The organism is Actinomadura syzygii (assembly GCF_008085905.1).
In the GTDB taxonomy this organism is placed as follows: Bacteria; Actinomycetota; Actinomycetes; order Streptosporangiales; family Streptosporangiaceae; genus Spirillospora; species Spirillospora syzygii.
On sequence record NZ_VSFF01000023.1, the window covers coordinates 1 to 16,194 of the forward strand.

Genomic DNA, 16,194 nt, shown 5'->3' on the forward strand with positions numbered 1-16,194 from the left:
CGGCCTCCGGAGCCGTGCGCGCAGGTTCGAATCCTGCAGGGGGCGCACCACCATCACCAGCGGAAACACCCGCTGACCTGCCCGAAGAGATGCGGGAGCCATCAGACGGTGTAGGCGGCCAAGTGCCGCCGGATGCCGCTGATGGCGACCCGCTGTGGACCCACTGTGGACCGGACATTCACCTATAGCGGGCACCGGCCCCGCAGAGGCCCCGCCGCCACAGGCTGCCGCCCCTTCCTCCTCCGGGAAAGAAGCCAGACGAGAAGGCCGCCCCTTCGCAGGAGCGGAAGTCGACTGTCTTAATAAACGGTGCTCGGTTTGCAACAACCTGCCCCTCCTAGCGTGAACGCTCAGGTGGGTTGCGGGCATCCACAAGCGAGTCCAGTGACAGTGCGTTTGACAATCTCCTTGCTAACCTCGATTCCGAGAGCAGGTCAGGACAACGGAAATCGGACTTCGACGCTAGCCCGGAGGTCCACATGTCAGACGATTCGCCAGAGGGCCTGGCGCTCATTAGTCCGGAGCGACGTCCCGGGGTTGTCGATCACTCGACAGAGGCAGACAAAGCCAACGAGGATACACACTGTTTCGGCGACTGGCAGAGCAGCGCCAGCAGGTTCCCCTCATGGTGTTGGGCTGCGGATGAGTTGACGTGGACCCGCAAGATTATCCCGCGTGCTCGGGCCGGCCGCCTTTTCATCTGCATCCGGTCAAGGAAGCGGCGCGCCTTATCGCGGAGGGGGTGACCGAAAGTTGGCTGCGGGAGAAAGCACGTCTGCGGGAGACCCCGCATTGTCTACTGGCGGGGAAGTACATGTTCTCCGACAAGCACCTTCGCGAGATAGTGGCGCTGTTCGAGTGCCAGCCAGTGCCCCCGAACAACGCCCAACAGCGAAAGCAATCTCCCACTCCGCCCGCCGGGACGGCTCCTTTTACGGCGCGTCGTCCGCAACGAAGGCCAACCCAGGAATGAACATCGTTCGCAGGTAAGCCGATTCGCCGCCTTTCCAGACCCGTTTCAGTCACAGGTCATAGAACACATGCGCTCCTTACGGCTCATCAACGACGGAACTCAAGCCTCCAGAGGGGCATCCGGACCCGATCACAACGAGGTCTTGGCCGCTCGGCGGGTGGTTCTGACGTCCTAAGCGAACGTCCGGGCTCCAGTCCCTTGACACCGACCACACGACTTGACGCGGCACCGGGACTAACCCTGGCGCGAGGGCAGACGACAACGATCGCAGTGAGCACCGCTCGGACGATGTGGCGGGAGGCCGCCGCGTCCGGACGGCCGTGCTCGCAGGGCGGTGAAGGTATTCCGCGCGAGTCGGTCTGCTGGTTAGATTTCACCTGGAGCTGCTACAAGTGTAGTAGCGATGTGCGTCCGCCCTGTCCGTCGCATGACGGTAGCGACGACAACAGAAGAGAGGGACTCATGGGCTTCAGACGGCTATTTGGCGCCTTCGGTGTTGGCGGCCTTTCAGTCGAGACCGTGCTTGCTACCTCACAGGCCCGGCCTGGTGACTATCTGGCCGGTGAGGTCCGGATAGCGGGCGGGGGTCAGGACGTCGTTATTCACCAGGTGGCGCTCAGTCTGGTAACTCGCGCTGAGGACGAGCACAGTGACAACGAGTTCAGCGGTATCCGCGAGTTCTACCGGGGCGCGATCACAGGCGCGTTCGTCCTAGGGGCGGGTCAGCGTCAAGCCATCCCGTTCCAGATGCCGTTGCCGTGGGAACTGCCTGCGACCGAGGTGTACGGGCAGCACCTTCACGGGATGGTGATGGGCGTCAGCACGGAACTGGAGGTCGCGGGAGCGGTGGACTCCGGCGATCTCGACGCGATCTCGGTGAGTCCGCTGCCCTCCCAGCAGCGGGTCCTGGACGCATTCGGCGCCCTCGGGTTCGGGTTCAAGAACGCCGACGTGGAGGAGGGCCGCGTCGCCGGTGTCCATCAGGAGCTTCCCTTCTACCAGGAGATCGAGTTCTACGCTCCGCCGCAGTACAGCGGCCAGGTGAACGAGGTGGAGCTTACTTTTGTGACCGATCCGGGCGGCTTGGTGGTGATCCTGGAGGCGGATCGGCGCGGAAACATGTTCTCCGAAGGCGACGATGTTTTCGGTCGTTTCCACGTCACCCACGAGGAGGCGTTGCACACCGCCTGGGAACACGAGTTGAAGAGATGGCTGGGAGCCGTTGCCGGGCATCTGCATGGCGGCCACGGCTTCGCGCACCGTGTCCCGCACGATGCATACGGGCACCACGCCGGTCACCACGGTGAACACTCCAATGGGCACGGACCGGGCTGGGGTGGAGTGGCCGCTGGGGTGGTAGGCGGGGCGGCGGCCGGATTCGTGGCGGGCGCCGTCGTCAACGAAATGCTCGACGGTGACGATCAGGATGACGAGGAGCCGTCGGTCGGTGACGTGTTCGCCGATGCGGCCGATGACGCCGTCCAGGATGCTTATCAGCAGGTCGCGTACGAACAGGCCTACGAGGCCGCGTATCAGAATGCCTATGAGGAGACGCAGGAGGACTCCGCGCAATCCTTCGGCAGCGAGGTTTTCGAGAGCGAGGACTAGACAGCGGCACGGCCCACCGGCGACGTTCGTTGGTCAGCGCGGGCTTTGCGTGGCGCGCGTGATGATCCATTCGGTAGTGCGCCGGGTGTGGCTGATCCGGCGTTCCAGCCGTGTCCGGCGTACGGGTCGCCGGGCTGCAGGGTGGCGGCTCGGCATCTGTTCGTGGTGGGCGGCGGTGCGGGCGGTCTCGCTGAATCTGGTCGCCGCTTCGGCCAATGCGGCCAGTCGGTGCTGTTCCGAGTGCGGGTCGGCGGCCTCAAGCACGCGCGCGTACAGCGCTTCGAGTTCGGCCATTTGCACGCCCAGCCGCAATAGCCGGTTTTCGTCCATCTCCTCGTCGCTCCGGGCAAGGCGTCTGCTGGATTGTGCGTCTTCGGCTTCCAGGTTGACGGCCTTCTGCTCGGGAGGGCCGTCATTTCTCGGCCAGGACGATGACGCGGTCGGCAGCCGAGAAGTTGAGCAGCGCGGACTTGTCAAGGTTGTGGACCACGCCATAGGACGGGGGGGTGTGGAAGGAAGTTCGGAGGCGGTAGCCGAGCGCGGTCTCGCCGCGGCGGCGGGCGGCTTCGATGACGGTGGCGAAGTTGGCGGGCGTGCCGGGCTTGAGGTAGTCGGAGGCGGGTTTGAGGTAGATCTCCGAGCCGGTGGGGTCGAGCAGGTCGGCGAAAACGTGGAACAGGTGTCGGTTCTCGCTGAGCTGGGTGAGCATCAGGCTGATCAGCTCGTCGCTGACCACGAAGTCGTCGGCTTTGGTGACTTGGGCGATCTCCCGGTTGGCGTCGCACGGGCGTCGGCGTGGTCGGGGTCCTGGTCTTCGTCGGACAGGACGATGAGGTGCTTGCAGGAGCCGACGTCCAGGGTTTCGAGCTGGGTGCGGTTGGTGCTGTCGCAAGTCGTGTGGCCGACGGTGAGATTGGTCAGCCGCGGCAGGGCGTCGCGCGGGTCCTGGCCCAAGGCGGCGATGTCCAGGCGGGAGCCGGGTTCGACGAAGTCGTCCAGCAGGTCGTCGCCGGTGGCGATGACGGTTTCCATGGCCGGGTTCATCGTCACCGTGCCGTCGGCGTGCCAGAGGCCGACCGGGATGCCGAGTTCATAGGCGTTCAGCGCCTGGCCGTAGGTGGTGCCGGTCAGGGACGGTTCGGGGCGGATATGGAACTCGTGGCCCTCGAAGTCCAGCAGGTCGGTGTAGACGGTGGACAGGCCGGACTGGCGGTGTGACTGGACGATGAGGCGGATGGCGATGTCGTCGGCGTCGATGACGCGGGCGAGCGGGCCGCCGGCCAGCCGCGCCGCGGGCAGGCTGGCGGTGTTGTGCACGGCGCCGACCACGTGTGGCCGACGTCCATTTCCAGGTCCGCGCGCCCAGTGACGGCAGGACCTTGATCACGTCGGTGTCGGGGTCGGCGACCGGCGGCGAGATGACCATGATGGAGCAGGAGGTGTCCGGGCTGACCAGGCCGAGGTCGGCGACCTTGAGCGGGTTGCCGCGGCGGCAGACCATCCGGGCCGGTGTCGCCGAGGCGGGCGCGGATAGCGTCCTCCATTTCGACCTTGTCGCGGTCGGCCAGGATCGCCACGCAGGAGCGGCGCTCGCTCAGGTTGGCCTCGACGAGCTCGGGTCATCGCTCGGGTCGTCGGGGGCGTGTCGGCGGGACCGGACGCGCCATGGGCTGTCGCCGCGGAAGAGCCCCAGTCCCAGGGCCAGGATGATCAAGCCGATGATGCCGTCCAGCCAGTAGTGGTTGCCGGTCACCACGACGGTGTAGGTCATCAGCAGCGGGTGCGCCACGATGATCCACCGCCACCGGCTGCGCGCGATCGCCACGACCGTGATCGCGAAGAGGAACGACCATCCGACGTGCATCGAGGGCATGGCGGCGTACTGGTTGAACAGGCCGTGGTTCTCGTACGAGCCGCCGTACACGGCGTGGCCGAAGACCTGCGCGGTGTCGGTCATCCCAAGGTCGGGGCGCATCCGCGGCGGCGCCAGCGGGTAGACGAAGTGTCCCACGAGCTCCAGGCCGGTGATGAGGACGATCACCCGGCGGAACCAGCCGAAGCGCTCCGGGTGCCACAGCAGCAGCCAGGCGCAGATGATCACGAAGTCGGTGAGGTGGACGTACTTGTAGTAGAGATCCGCCGCGCGGATTCCGGGCTCCCACTGCAGCGCCCACCGCTGCAACGACGCCTCGCTCGGGATACGCAGCCACCGCTCGACGTGCCAGACGTCGTCGGAGTTCGCGAACGCGCGGCCGATGTGCCGCCCGGCGACCGCCCGGCCGAGGGTGTAGACCATCCAGAGCGCGGCGAGGATCAGCCCGTGCCGCAGGGCGTGCCGCCAGGTCGCCCAGGAGCGCGGCGACGGCATCGGGCCGACCGGCGCGCCCGCGTCGTCATCGGACGTCACGAGATGATCTTACGCCGGGCCCGCGACACGCGCCCTAGCATGCGCGGAGAAGCGCCGCCTCACTTCCCACTGAAAGATCAGTAAACTTTGCGAAAGATCAGTAAAATCTTGTGGATCATGGTCATTGGAGGATGCGGAGGCGCTCCATGGCAGGTCCAGGGGCTTATGTGTTCGGCGACGAGGAGAGGCGCGAGGTCGAGGACGTCCTCAGAGGCGGGCACCTTTCCCGGTACGGTTCCGGCGACGACCCCGGCTTCACCCAGAAGGTCCACAGCCTGGAACGCGAGTTCGCCGCGCACTGCGGCGTCGCGCACGCCGTGGCGACGAGTTCGGGGACCGGCGCCCTGCTCATCTCGCTGCTCGCCGCGGGCATCGGTCCCGGCGACGAGGTCCTGGTCCCGGGCTTCACCTACGTCGCGACCATGGGCGCCGTCGTGCACGCCCGCGCGGTGCCGGTCCTGGTCGAGGTCGACGAGTCGCTGACGATGGACCCCGAGGACCTGCGCCGCAAGATCACCCCGCGCACCCGGGCCGTGCTCGTCGTGCACATGCTGGGCAACCCGTGCGACATGCGCTCGATCCTCAAGATCGTCGAGGATCACGACCTCGTCCTGATCGAGGACGCCTGCCAGGCCGGCGGCGGCTCCTACGAGGGCCGGGCACTCGGGTCCTTCGGGGCCCTCGGCGCGTTCTCGTTCAACCGGTACAAGATGATGACGGCCGGCGACGGGGGCATTGTGGTCACCGACGATCAGGGGCTCTACGAGCGGGCGTTCGCCCTGCACGACCAGGGCCACATCCCGCTGCGGAGCGGCGGCAAGATGGCCGGTCACGCCCGCAGCCTGATCGGGCTCAACTTCAAGATGAACGAGCTGACCGGTGCCGTCGCGCTCGCCCAACTGCGCAAGGTGGACCAGATCGTCGCGACCCTGCGGGAGAAGAAGGCGACTCTGCGAGGGCGCATCCCCGACCTGCCCGGCGTGCGCGCCCGGGTGCTCAACGACCCGGCCGGGGACTGCGGCTCGCTGCTGACCTACCTGTTCGACGACCGTTCGCACGCCGAAGCGGTGGCCGAGCGCCTCGGCGTGCGCACCGTGGCCGCATCCGGCTGGCACGTGTACGGGCTGATGGACCAGATCGTCGAGCACAAGACCCCCGTGCCAGGCTGGTCGGAGCCGGCCCGGTACGCCCAGCCCGGCGACCTGCCGCGCACCGACGACATCCTCGGCCGCGCCGTCAACATCAGCGTCGGGGTCGTCGACACCGGCATCGGCGCCGGGTTCGGCATCAACATCAACTCCTCGGACGCCGAGATCACCTCGGTCGCCGAGCGGTTCACCGCCGCCTGCACGGCGGCCGCGTGAGCGCGCCCGGCGCCGCCCCGGCCACGCCCGTGTCCCGGCCGGTGCGGCTCGGCCTGATCGGGCACGGCAGACTCGGCGCCGTCCACGCCCGGCACATCGCCGCCTGCCCGGACACCGAACTCGCCGCCGTGTGCGACACCGAACCCGCCGCGCTGGCGGCGGCCGCCGCCGAGCACGGCGTCCCGGTCGCCACCGACCTCGACGGCTTCCTCGCCATGCCGTTCGACGGCGTCGTCATCGCCTCCAGCACGCAGGCGCACGCCGGCACATCCTGGCCGCCGCCCGCGCGGGCAAGGCGATCTTCGTGGAGAAGCCCGTCTGCCTGACCCTCCAGGACACCGACGAGGTGCTCCAGGAGGTCGTGGACGCGGGCGCGCCGTTCCAGATCGGTTTCCAGCGCCGCTGGGACTCCCGCTACCGGCACGCCAAGCGGATCATCGACTCCGGCGGCATCGGCGAACCCGTCCTGTTCAAGACGCACGGACGCGATCCCGACGCCTCCAACCCGGCGAACTGGGGCCTCGACCGCAACGGCGGGCTGTTCCTCAACTGCGCGATCCACGACTTCGACGCCGCCCGGTTCCTGCTCGGACGCGAGGTGCGCGCCGTCACCGCGACCGGCGCGGCGCTGGTCCACAAGGGCCTGCGGGACAAGGGCGACATCGACACCTGCTCGACCACCCTGCACTTCGACGGCGACACGATGGCACTGACCGAGTGGAGCCGCTACGCCACCTACGGCTACGACATCGCGATGGAGGTCGTCGGCACCGAGGGCATGGTGCAGTTCGGCCGCGAACGCGGCGAGGCGGTGCTGGTCCGGCCGTCGACCCGGGACGGGGCCTCCGTCTTCGACGTGTTCGGCGACGCCTACCGCAACTCCGTCGAGGCGTTCGCGGCGTCCATCGCCGACGGGACGCCGGCCTCGCCGGGAGTGGAGGACGCTCGGACGGCCCTGCACATCGCGCTCGCCGCCCGGCGCTCGTTCGAGACGGGGCGGAGCGTGCCGGTGGAGGCCCTGCCGCCGCTGACCCGCGGAGGTGCGGCGGTCCCCCAGCCGCCGCGCGGGATCCACCCGCCCGAAGTCCTGGCGCGGAGGCAAGACGGCCAGGCCGGAAACGGTGCGTATCCTCGGCCTGACGACGGGCGGACGGCCGTGCCACTGACGGACGGTGGAGGATGAGGCGCGAGCACGAAGCGGCGTCATGACCGGGCGCGCCGGGAAAGCCAGCGGGCAGTGCGGCCCGGTCACGAGGGTGGTCTCGTGACCGGCTTGGCCGCCCTGATCGCCGTCGCGTCCGGTGGCTGTTTCGCGCTCAGCGCCGCCCTGCAGCATCACGCCGCGCACCGGGAGGCCCGCCGCGTCGCCCGGGCGCCACGCACGCTGGACCCGCGCCTGCTGGCTCGCCTGGCACGGCGGCCGCTGTGGCTGGGCGGGCGGCTGGCCGCCGTCCTCGGCGTCGTCCTGCAGGCACTGGCCCTGCGCGCCGCGCCGCTGTCCCTCGTGCAGCCGCTGCTGATGATCGGCCTGGCTCTGTGCGTCGTGCTCGAACCCCGGCTCGGCGGCGACCGCGCCGACCGCCGCACCCTCGGGGCCGCCCTGCTGGCCACCAGCGGCCTGACGGTCTTCATGATCGTCGCCGAGCCCGCCGCAGGCGACCACACACCCACGGCGACCACGATGGGCGCCGTGGCGGGAGCGTGCGCGCTGACGATCATCGGCTGCCTGGCCGCGGCCCGACGCCGCCCCGACGCCGCGGGCGCCGCGCTCGGCACCGCCACCGGCATCGCGTTCGGGCTTACCGCCGCCGTGCTCAAGGCGGGCGCCGGGACCTTCGACGACCCGGTCGCGCTCGTGACGAACTGGGCGCCCTACGCCTACCTCGCCTGCGCCGCCGCGGCCCTGCTGCTCAACCAGAACGCCTTCCTGACCGGCTCGCTCACCGCCCCGCTGACCGCGATCACCCTGAGCGAGCCGCTGACGGCCCTGCTCATCGGCCTGACCGCCTTCCACGAACACCTCGACGTCACCGTCCCGCGAGCGGTGCTCATGCTGGCCGGAGCCGCCGCGATGGCCTCCGGCGTCCACCGCCTCGCCGGGACCCGCACCGCCGCAACGCCCTCACCAGCGCCCGCCGACACCGTCGCGACCGCCGCACCCGACCGGATCAAAGTCCACCCGGTATCCCTCCACAAGCCGTGAGGGTGGTCCGCCGCGGCGGCACCGTGACCACCCATGCGGCTGCCCACAGGCGCATGGCCGGGTCATCCCAGAGCTGACGGACGCGCCGGATCAGCGCCTGAGCGTCATGTCCCCCTCGCCATCTCCACGACCAAGCCGGACAAGCGCGTCAGAGCCAACTGGCTGAGCTCACTCACAGCACTGCCGGCGGAGACACCGCGCGGATGCTCCGCGCCCTCAAGTTGTGCGAGGAACTCGGCGAGGTCACCGAAGCTCTGGAGCACGTCACCGGCACCGACCCGTCGGGACGGTTCGCCTGGCAGGACGTCCACGCCGAACTCTGCGACGTCATCCTCACCGGCATGGTCGCCTCACTCTCGTCGTCCCCGGAAGCGGTCCTCCAGGCACGGGCGTACGAGCTGGCCGAACTGCCCACGCTCCCCGACGGGGACCTGTGGGAGGCGGCCCGGACGGTCACCCACCCGAGCAACGACTCCTCGGCAACCAGTCGGGCGGCGAGTGCTGGTCAGGAGCGTGCTCGGCGTAGGTCGGTTCGCCGTCGGATCGGGCTGAGGGTGGCGGACGTAGACGGTTTGGGAATGCGCAGTCGGCGATTCGTGCGACCTTCCGTTCGAATCCGTCGGCCGGACTCCAGTTCGGTTCTCAGACGGTCGAGGTGAACGAGGAGCTCACCATGGAGCGGCCAGTCAGGGCTGTCGGCCCGCAACATCTCGGTCAGATTAAGGCGCTCCACGCGCGCGGCGTTCAGATGGTAGGCGAGTGGGTCCTCGAGATCGGTGGTTCCTGTGGCGAACTGCTGGCGGCGCATTCGCCCGTAGGTGCTCATCGCCAAAGCCAGGTGCCCGATGGTCGCGGCCAGTCGGCTTCGAGTGTCGCTTTTGGACAGGGGGTCCTCGCGCTCCTGCTCAGGCTCGTTCGCGTGGTCGGCGAGGCAGCGTGCGAGGCCGCGGATGGTGATACCGCAGTGTTCCAGTGCGGCCAAGGTCTCCCGCAGCGCCACGGTTGCCCGCAGCATTCCGACCCCTTGCGGGTTGAGTCGAATGCTCTCCTCGGCCTGGAGAAGTTCGCCGTCCACGCGTTGGACTTGCCGGCCGAGGGAGCGGGCTTGGAAGAGCAATCCGTTAAATGTGCGTGGCTCAGGGCGTTTCTCCACCGCTTCGGCGATGTCGTGGAGGTGCCGGGCCATGGTGCCGCTGAGGCCCTCTAAGGCATCCTCTGCCGCTTGGATCTTGACGGGCGAGGTCAAGATCCCGGTGATCAGGCCGGTGAGCGCGCCGACGAGGGTCTCCACGATCCGTCCCTCGGCCGCGGCGCCGTTTTCGAGGGACAGGATGAGCATGGCGCTGATCGGCACCTCGAGGGTGTAGTTGCCGAGCCGCATGACGAATCCGCAGACCAGCGCGGCCGTGATGGCGAGGCTCAGGCTCCACCAACTGAATCCCACCAGGCTCGACAGCAGTGCCGCGACCAGCACGCCGACTACGACGCTGACGACGCGCTGCCAGACATGGTGAATGGTCTGGTACAGCGTGACTTGGACGACGAGAATTGCGGTCAGAGGGGCGAGTATGGGCCTTGGGCTGGTGCCGGGCAGCCATGACGCGAGTTGGAAGGAAAGGACCGCTGTCACGGCGAGGCGGGCGATCACGATCGCCGTAGGCTGCATACGCAGCCTCCTCAGCCCCACGCGCGCTCGCACCGGCGTGAGGACAGCGTCGGCGGCCGCGCGCATCTGCCGGTTACCGCTCATCTCGCGCCCTCACAGCCGGTCATCGGTTCAGGCGCGCGAACGCCAGGCGGACGGCCATCGCCCCCTCCCCCACCGCCGAAGCGACGCGCTTGATCGAACCGCTCCGCACGTCACCGGCGGCCAGCACGCCGGGCAGGCTGGTCTCCAGCGGCAGGGCCTGAGGGCCGCCGGTGAGCACGTATCCCTTGTCATCGAGTGCGACCGTGCTCGGCAACCAGTCGACACAAGGGTCGGCTCCGATGAAGACGAACAATGCGCGCACCTCGACTCGGCGGATTTCACCGGTCCGGTTGTTCTCCGCGAGAACCTCCTCCAGATGATCGTGTCCGTGCACTTCTCGGATCTCCGTGCGCAGGAACACCTCGATCTCGGGGCAGCGCTCGATCCGGTCGATGAGGTAGCGCGACATGTTCTCGCCAAGCTCCGCCCCACGGACGAAGAGCAGCACGCGTGTGGCGTGCCGGGCCAGGAACATGGCCGCCTGACCTGCCGAGTTGCCGCCGCCGACGATGGCCACCGGCACGCGCCTGCACTGCAGCGCCTCAACCTGGGTCGCCGCGAAGTACAACCCGGCGCCGTCGAAGTCGTCCAGATGTGGGACGTCCAGTCGGCGATACCGGGCACCGGTCGCGATGAGGACAGTGCGGCCCGACAGCTCCCTGCCTCCGCCGAGGTCGACGGTGTACCGGCCGTTGCCCGGCCGCAGTCCCGTGACGTCGCCGGGCACGTGGACCTTCGCCCCGAACTTCTCTGCTTGGATGAGCGCCCGATCGGTCAACTCCGGACCCGAGACGCCGGCGGGGAAACCGAGGTAGTTCTCGATCTTGGACGACGTGCCGGCCTGGCCTCCGGTGGCGATGGCGTCGACGACCATCGTGTCCAGGCCCTCCGAGGAGCCGTACACGGCCGCGGCCAGCCCGGCCGGGCCCGCGCCGATGATGAGCAGGTCATACGCCGAGGAGGCGGGTGCCGGTGGTGGCAGCCCGAGCAGCCGTGGGAGTTCGTCGTCCTCCGGATTGCGCAGCACCCGCTCCCCGTTGAGGATCACTACGGGTGTCTGCGACGCCGGGACGCCGAGTGCCCTGAGCAGCGATTCGGCGTCCTCATCGTCCTCGACGTCGATCCATCGGTGCGGCAGACGGTTGCGCGCGGCGAAGTCGCGCAGGCGCCGGGAGCGGGGAGAGAACCGCGAGCCGATGATCCGCAGCCCGGCGCCCTGCTCGATGAGCAGGGAGCGGCGGATGAGGAATGCGCGCAGGACGAGGTCACCGAACCAGGGTTCGCGGTAGGCCAGCTCACGTAGCCGCCGGGGCGGCACGGCGATCACCTCGCCAGGCTCGGTGACGCGGGCTGTGAGGAAGGTGGGCTGACCTGCCAGCAGGCCCACTTCGCCCAGGAAGCGTCTCGAACCGTGCACGTGGATGACCTCGCCCTTGTCCAGTATCGCCACCGTCCCTGCCAGGATCAGGAAGAAGTCGTGATCGCGGTCCCCTTCCGAGAAGAGAACATCGCCACGGCGGGTCGGGCGTCGTTCCCCGTATGCGGCGACCAGCCCGATCTGCTCCCAGTCGAGTCGGGGGTAGGCGCCGTACAGATCAGGTGTCTCTTCCAAGAGCTTCCTCCACCCAGGTTCGGAGCGGACCAGCAGGTACGGCGCCCGCTCTCTGGTCGAGCACCTTCCCGTCACGCATCAGCAGCAACGTGGGAACGGCACGTACGGCGAAGCGCTCCCGGGTCTTCGGCGCCCGGTCAATGTCGATCTTCACGAGCTTCAGCCGCCCGGCCATCTCGCGGGCGATGCGCTCCAGTACCGGGCTGACCGTGCGGCACGGCGCGCACCAGGTCGCCCACAGGTCGACGATGACCGGTACCGAGGAGCGCTCGGCGACCTCGGTGAAGTTCTCGTCTCCGGCGTCCGCGATCCACGGGAGCGGCCGGTGACAGTTGCCGCAGACCGGGGTGCCGTCGGCGGCGGACGGCACGCGGTTCTTCGTGCCGCAGTGCTCGCAGCGGACGATCATCGGCCCCCCGCTCAGGAACGATGTCACCGGACAGGTACACGCGGTACTCGAACCGGCCTCATCACGTAGGCGTCGTCGGTCTCGCTCACGTCGGCTGCGGGCGCCCAGGGCATCTCCGTGGTGGCACCGATGAAGGCCGCGTTGACCAGCTGTTCCATCTGCTCGTAGAGAGGGTCGAACGCTCGCGGCCTCGGGGAGTGCATCGTGTCTCCGGGACGGCGACTCCTGGACAGTGCCATGATCTGATCCCCTCGTTGGACGTTCCCTAAATGGGACGGTGCCCGTCCGGCTGGAGCGGCGCATCCTCAGAGTTGACAGGTCTGGGACGCCCGGCTTCCGACCAACCGACTTCCCGGATGTCGCGTCTGCTCATTCCCGTCGAGGGCGTCGGTAGGCCGGGGGCGGCTCGATCTCCGTGCGGTCGGAATCCTTCTTGGAACGCCCGTCGGGACGGTCGTCGGAATGTTCGAGGACCTGCCGAGCCAGTTCGACGCGCGAACGGACGCCCAGTTTGCGGAAGACCTGCCGCAGGTGGAACGCGACGGTGTGGGCGCTCACGAACAGCTGATCGGCGATGCGCCGGTTGGTGAGCCCTTGGGCGACAAATCCGCAGATGCGCTGCTCGGTCCCGGTGAGGCTCGCCCAGCCGGTCGCCGGCCGGTCGCGCTGTGTCCAGTGCCGGCGGCGTTCCCCCATCCGCCGCAGGCGTCCTCGGATCCGGGCCGCGTCCCGCTCGGAGCCGGCCGACGCGTAGCGGGAGAGAGCCTCGTCGAACCACTGGATCGTCTGACCGCGCGGGCCGTCCAGTCCGCCCAGCAGCATGCCGAGATCCTCGTAGGCGGAGGCGCACGCCCAGCGGTCGGCGTGATCTGCGGCTGCGTGTCGCAATAGGTCCGGATCGCCGTGCAGCAGCCCGCGTGCGTGCGCGGCGGCGGCGGCCAGGCTGGGCACCCCCGGGTTCATGTCGGCGAGCCGGACGGCCGCCACGGCGGCCTTCTCGGCCGGTCCGGTCTCACCCGCCGCGACCGCCGTCCGGACCAGCCAGGCCGCCGCGGTCGGATCACAGATCAGCGCCCGGTTGTGCTCCGCCAGGCCGTCGAGGAGCCGGCTCACCCGGGTCATGGCGGCCCGCGGCCCGTCGCGCGCCTCGATGACCTGCGCCCGGATCAGCTCGCTTCGGGCCAGGTCGAAGGGGGGAGGCGTGGGCGCGCCCGCGTTCTCTCGGCCGAGGGCGTGCTCGGCGGCCGTCTCGAGATCTCCGGAGCGCAGCGCCGCGACGGACAGCGCGGACCGGGCGGATGCGCCCAGCAGGTGCGCGCCGACCGCGTCGGCCGCCTCCAAAGCCGCCCTCGCCTCGCGGATCGCCTCCCCCGGGCGCCCCTCGGCGAGCTCGATGCGTGATCGCACGATCGCCGGTCCGGCAGCCCAGCCGTCCCGCCCGATCCCATCGGCCCCGCCGGTCCCCAGCGCCATCGTCCGCCGCGCCGCGTTCAAGAGCCTGACGTCCACCAGCAACGCGGCCAAGACCAGGCCCGGGTGGAGCCGGCAATCCGGCACACCGTCGTTGGACGCCTGCCGCACGCCGGTCCGTGCGAGGTCGAGCGCGCCATCCAGTTCGCCCTCGTCCCAGTCGTTCAGCGCGAGGACGATGAGCGCCCCGGACATCAGGGCCCGGCTGGGCTCGGTACCCGCATTGACGATCGCTCTGGCCCGGTCCGGTACGCCTGCGCTCTCGGGCAGCCCGGTCTCGGCCTGCAGGAGGGCGAGGTCAGCGCGGTCGCGCATCGCGTCAGGCAGATCCGGCATGCCCAGTACCGCCCTGGCCGTGTCCGACGCCCTGGCGGCCTGACCCATCGGCACCAACACGAAGGACAGCGTGGTCAGCAGTTCGGCGGTGGACGGCCCGGAGGCGCAGTGGTCGAGCGCGGCCTCCGCGAGTTCCGCGGCCCCGATCAGGTCACCGGCGGCGACGAGGGCGCGCATCGCCGCCATCGTGCGCGCGAACCATTGCGGGTCGGCGAGCTCGGTGAGGTCGAGCGCCCGGCGGATCAACTCGGCTGCTACCGCCGGGTGGGTGTCGAGCATCTCCGCGCTCGCTTGGTCCAGGCTTGGGAGGATCTCCGGGACGCCCGGGACCGCCCCCGCCATGAGATGGGACGCCGCGGCCTGCACCCGGCCGCCGTGCTCCAGCAGCGTCCTACCGATCTGGACGTGCAGCGCCTGCCGGACGGGGCCGGGAATATTAGCAATGACCGATTCGCGCACCACGTCGTGCCGGAACGCCAGAGCTTCCTCATGCACGGTCAGCAACCCGGTGGCCAGTATCGCCTCCAGGGACGGCAGCAATCCGGCGGGAGTGATGCCGAGCAGGTCGGCGGCGACCAGTGGGTGGAACGCGGCCCCCAGCATCGCCGCGACCTCGAGGAGCCGCCGGGCCGCCGGATCCAGATCGTCCAGCCGGTCTTGGACGGCGATGCGGACCCGCTCCGGAAGCCGGGAAGTGACGAGGCGGGCGTGGCCGCGGGAGATCACCACCCCGCCCTCGTCGCGCAGACCGTTCATCAGCTCGAGAAGCAGTAATGGATTGCCGCCCGCCTGGTCCGCGAGCCCGAGCAGGTCAGAGTCTGGGCGCGCCCCCAAAGCGGCGGTGGCCAGATCGGAGACTGCCTCACCTGAGAGGGGGCGGAGCTGGACCAGGACCGCGCCGGCCATCTGCAACCGGAGGAACAGCCGGTCAAGCCCGCTGCCACCGGCCCCGGTGCGGCGTGCGAGGATCCAGCGAACGGGAGACGACGCCAGCCAGAGCGGCAGCGTCCGAAGCGCGAGGACCGTAGCGGGATCGGCCCATTCGAGGTCGTCCAGCACGACCAGCAGCGAGGTGGTGCGGGCCCGCCGCTCCAGCGCGGCCCGCAGCCGTTCGGCCGGCTGGTCCTGGTCGTCGGCCGAGGGCAGATCCGAGCCGGGCTCGTCGAGCACCGACAGCAACAACTCCAGAGCCGCGGGCCGACGCAACTCGGGGGCCGGGTCGGCGACCACCGCGAAGCCTCCCCTGGCGGCCGCTCTTGTGGCCTCGGCGAGCAGCCTGGTCCGCCCGATGCCGGGCTCCCCCTCGACGAGCATGACCCTCGGGCCGTCGACGCGCGTCAGCAACTCGTCGATGCTCGCCTGTTCTCGTTGGCGACCAAAGGTCGCGCCCCCCGTCGGCGGCCTCCCATCCATACCGGGAACGTGCCCCAAATGCCCGGAACGATACGCGAGCGTCAACGCCGCAGGCCCCTTCTTGCCCCGTCACAGACCAAAATTCGGCAAAGGCGGGCCAATTGCCAGGGCCGGTAGACGCAGCGGTCCCGTCACAAGAGCAAATCGAAGATCCGCTGGACTCCTTCCCACTGCGTGGTCTGCGGGTTGCGCCGGTCCGGATACATGATCCTGAAGGCCTGTGACAGCGCGTGGGACAGGCCGCCCGCGATCTCGGAGAGTTTCTCATCGGTGATGTCGCTGAGCGCGAGATCCAGCGGTGGGCGCCTGGCCAGCAACTTCAGAATCGGCTCGATCTCGATCTCCTCGTCCAGCCGGCGGAACCGGTGGATGCTCTCCTGCAGGCCCTTCGTGATCGGCAGGTCGAACGGCTCGATGATGTCGCGCCCGGCCGCCTTCGCCTTGGCCTGTCCGATGAGGAGCAGGTCGTACAACTTGGCATCCAGGAACTCGTGGTACCGCCGCAAATCGCTCTTATCGACATCCAGCCCGCCGGCCACTCTGAAGAAGCGCTCAAACCTGCTGATTCCCATCACAGTCATGCAGCCACCTCGCCTGTCGTCACCTGCCCAGAGGAAAAGGGTCCCTTGCAGCTTTCCCGCTCGTGCGG

At 69.2% G+C, this 16,194-nt stretch carries 13 protein-coding genes and 1 pseudogene; 5 read left to right on the forward strand and 9 right to left on the reverse strand.

The features are described from left to right. Nucleotides 1–1,435 precede the first annotated feature (1,435 nt). Nucleotides 1,436–2,581, forward strand: a complete 1,146-nt coding sequence (locus FXF65_RS42765) for a sporulation protein (protein ID WP_148356219.1) — start codon at nucleotides 1,436–1,438, stop codon at nucleotides 2,579–2,581. Between the two features lie 33 nt (nucleotides 2,582–2,614). On the opposite strand, the gene FXF65_RS42770 is transcribed toward FXF65_RS42765, so the two are convergent. From FXF65_RS42770 to FXF65_RS42780, 4 genes are all read right to left on the reverse strand, one after another. After that, nucleotides 2,615–2,911, reverse strand: coding sequence for a hypothetical protein (locus FXF65_RS42770; RefSeq protein WP_148356220.1), 297 nt, complete (start codon nucleotides 2,909–2,911; stop codon nucleotides 2,615–2,617). 82 nt (nucleotides 2,912–2,993) lie between these two features. Continuing rightward, the gene (locus FXF65_RS45705; RefSeq protein WP_246199502.1) at nucleotides 2,994–3,317 is read right to left on the reverse strand and encodes a hypothetical protein; all 324 of its coding nucleotides are present in this window, start codon (nucleotides 3,315–3,317) and stop codon (nucleotides 2,994–2,996) included. Continuing rightward, a complete protein-coding gene (locus FXF65_RS45710) occupies nucleotides 3,299–3,910 on the reverse strand; it encodes a CASTOR/POLLUX-related putative ion channel (RefSeq protein WP_246199503.1) in 612 nt (203 codons plus the stop codon). The genes FXF65_RS45705 and FXF65_RS45710 overlap by 19 nt, the downstream gene beginning before the upstream one ends. Nucleotides 3,911–4,175: 265 nt before the next feature. Beyond that, nucleotides 4,176–4,988, reverse strand: coding sequence for a phosphatase PAP2 family protein (locus tag FXF65_RS42780; RefSeq protein ID WP_148356221.1), 813 nt, complete (start codon nucleotides 4,986–4,988; stop codon nucleotides 4,176–4,178). A gap of 146 nt (nucleotides 4,989–5,134) precedes the next feature. On the opposite strand from FXF65_RS42780, the gene FXF65_RS42785 reads away from it, so the two are divergent. From FXF65_RS42785 to FXF65_RS42800, 4 genes and pseudogenes are all read left to right on the forward strand, one after another. After that, nucleotides 5,135–6,352, forward strand: a complete 1,218-nt coding sequence (locus FXF65_RS42785) for a DegT/DnrJ/EryC1/StrS family aminotransferase (protein WP_148356222.1) — start codon at nucleotides 5,135–5,137, stop codon at nucleotides 6,350–6,352. Between the two features lie 41 nt (nucleotides 6,353–6,393). Further along, nucleotides 6,394–6,686: pseudogene (locus tag FXF65_RS45715) on the forward strand (Gfo/Idh/MocA family protein); the annotation flags it as partial. A 27-nt stretch (nucleotides 6,687–6,713) separates the two neighbouring features. Next, nucleotides 6,714–7,535 (forward strand): Gfo/Idh/MocA family protein, encoded by an 822-nt coding sequence (locus FXF65_RS42795; protein WP_246199509.1) that lies wholly within the window; start codon nucleotides 6,714–6,716, stop codon nucleotides 7,533–7,535. Nucleotides 7,536–7,616: 81 nt separating this feature from the next. After that, nucleotides 7,617–8,555 carry a DMT family transporter gene (locus FXF65_RS42800; protein ID WP_148356224.1) on the forward strand — a complete coding sequence of 313 codons (939 nt, stop codon included), beginning with the start codon at nucleotides 7,617–7,619 and terminating at the stop codon, nucleotides 8,553–8,555. A gap of 505 nt (nucleotides 8,556–9,060) precedes the next feature. Here FXF65_RS42800 and FXF65_RS42810 read toward each other — a convergent pair. The 5 genes from FXF65_RS42810 to FXF65_RS42830 form a co-directional block, all read right to left on the reverse strand. Next, nucleotides 9,061–10,305, reverse strand: coding sequence for an FUSC family protein (locus FXF65_RS42810; RefSeq protein ID WP_148356225.1), 1,245 nt, complete (start codon nucleotides 10,303–10,305; stop codon nucleotides 9,061–9,063). Between the two features lie 19 nt (nucleotides 10,306–10,324). Continuing rightward, nucleotides 10,325–11,917, reverse strand: a complete 1,593-nt coding sequence (locus tag FXF65_RS42815) for an FAD-dependent oxidoreductase (RefSeq protein WP_148356226.1) — start codon at nucleotides 11,915–11,917, stop codon at nucleotides 10,325–10,327. Then, a complete protein-coding gene (gene trxA, locus FXF65_RS42820; protein WP_246199504.1) occupies nucleotides 11,901–12,353 on the reverse strand; it encodes a thioredoxin in 453 nt (150 codons plus the stop codon). The genes FXF65_RS42815 and trxA overlap by 17 nt, the downstream gene beginning before the upstream one ends. 342 nt (nucleotides 12,354–12,695) lie before the next feature. Further along, nucleotides 12,696–15,545, reverse strand: a complete 2,850-nt coding sequence (locus FXF65_RS42825; protein WP_148356227.1) for a LuxR C-terminal-related transcriptional regulator — start codon at nucleotides 15,543–15,545, stop codon at nucleotides 12,696–12,698. Between the two features lie 131 nt (nucleotides 15,546–15,676). Then, nucleotides 15,677–16,126 (reverse strand): DUF1931 family protein, encoded by a 450-nt coding sequence (locus tag FXF65_RS42830; protein ID WP_148356228.1) that lies wholly within the window; start codon nucleotides 16,124–16,126, stop codon nucleotides 15,677–15,679. Nucleotides 16,127–16,194: the final 68 nt, after the last annotated feature.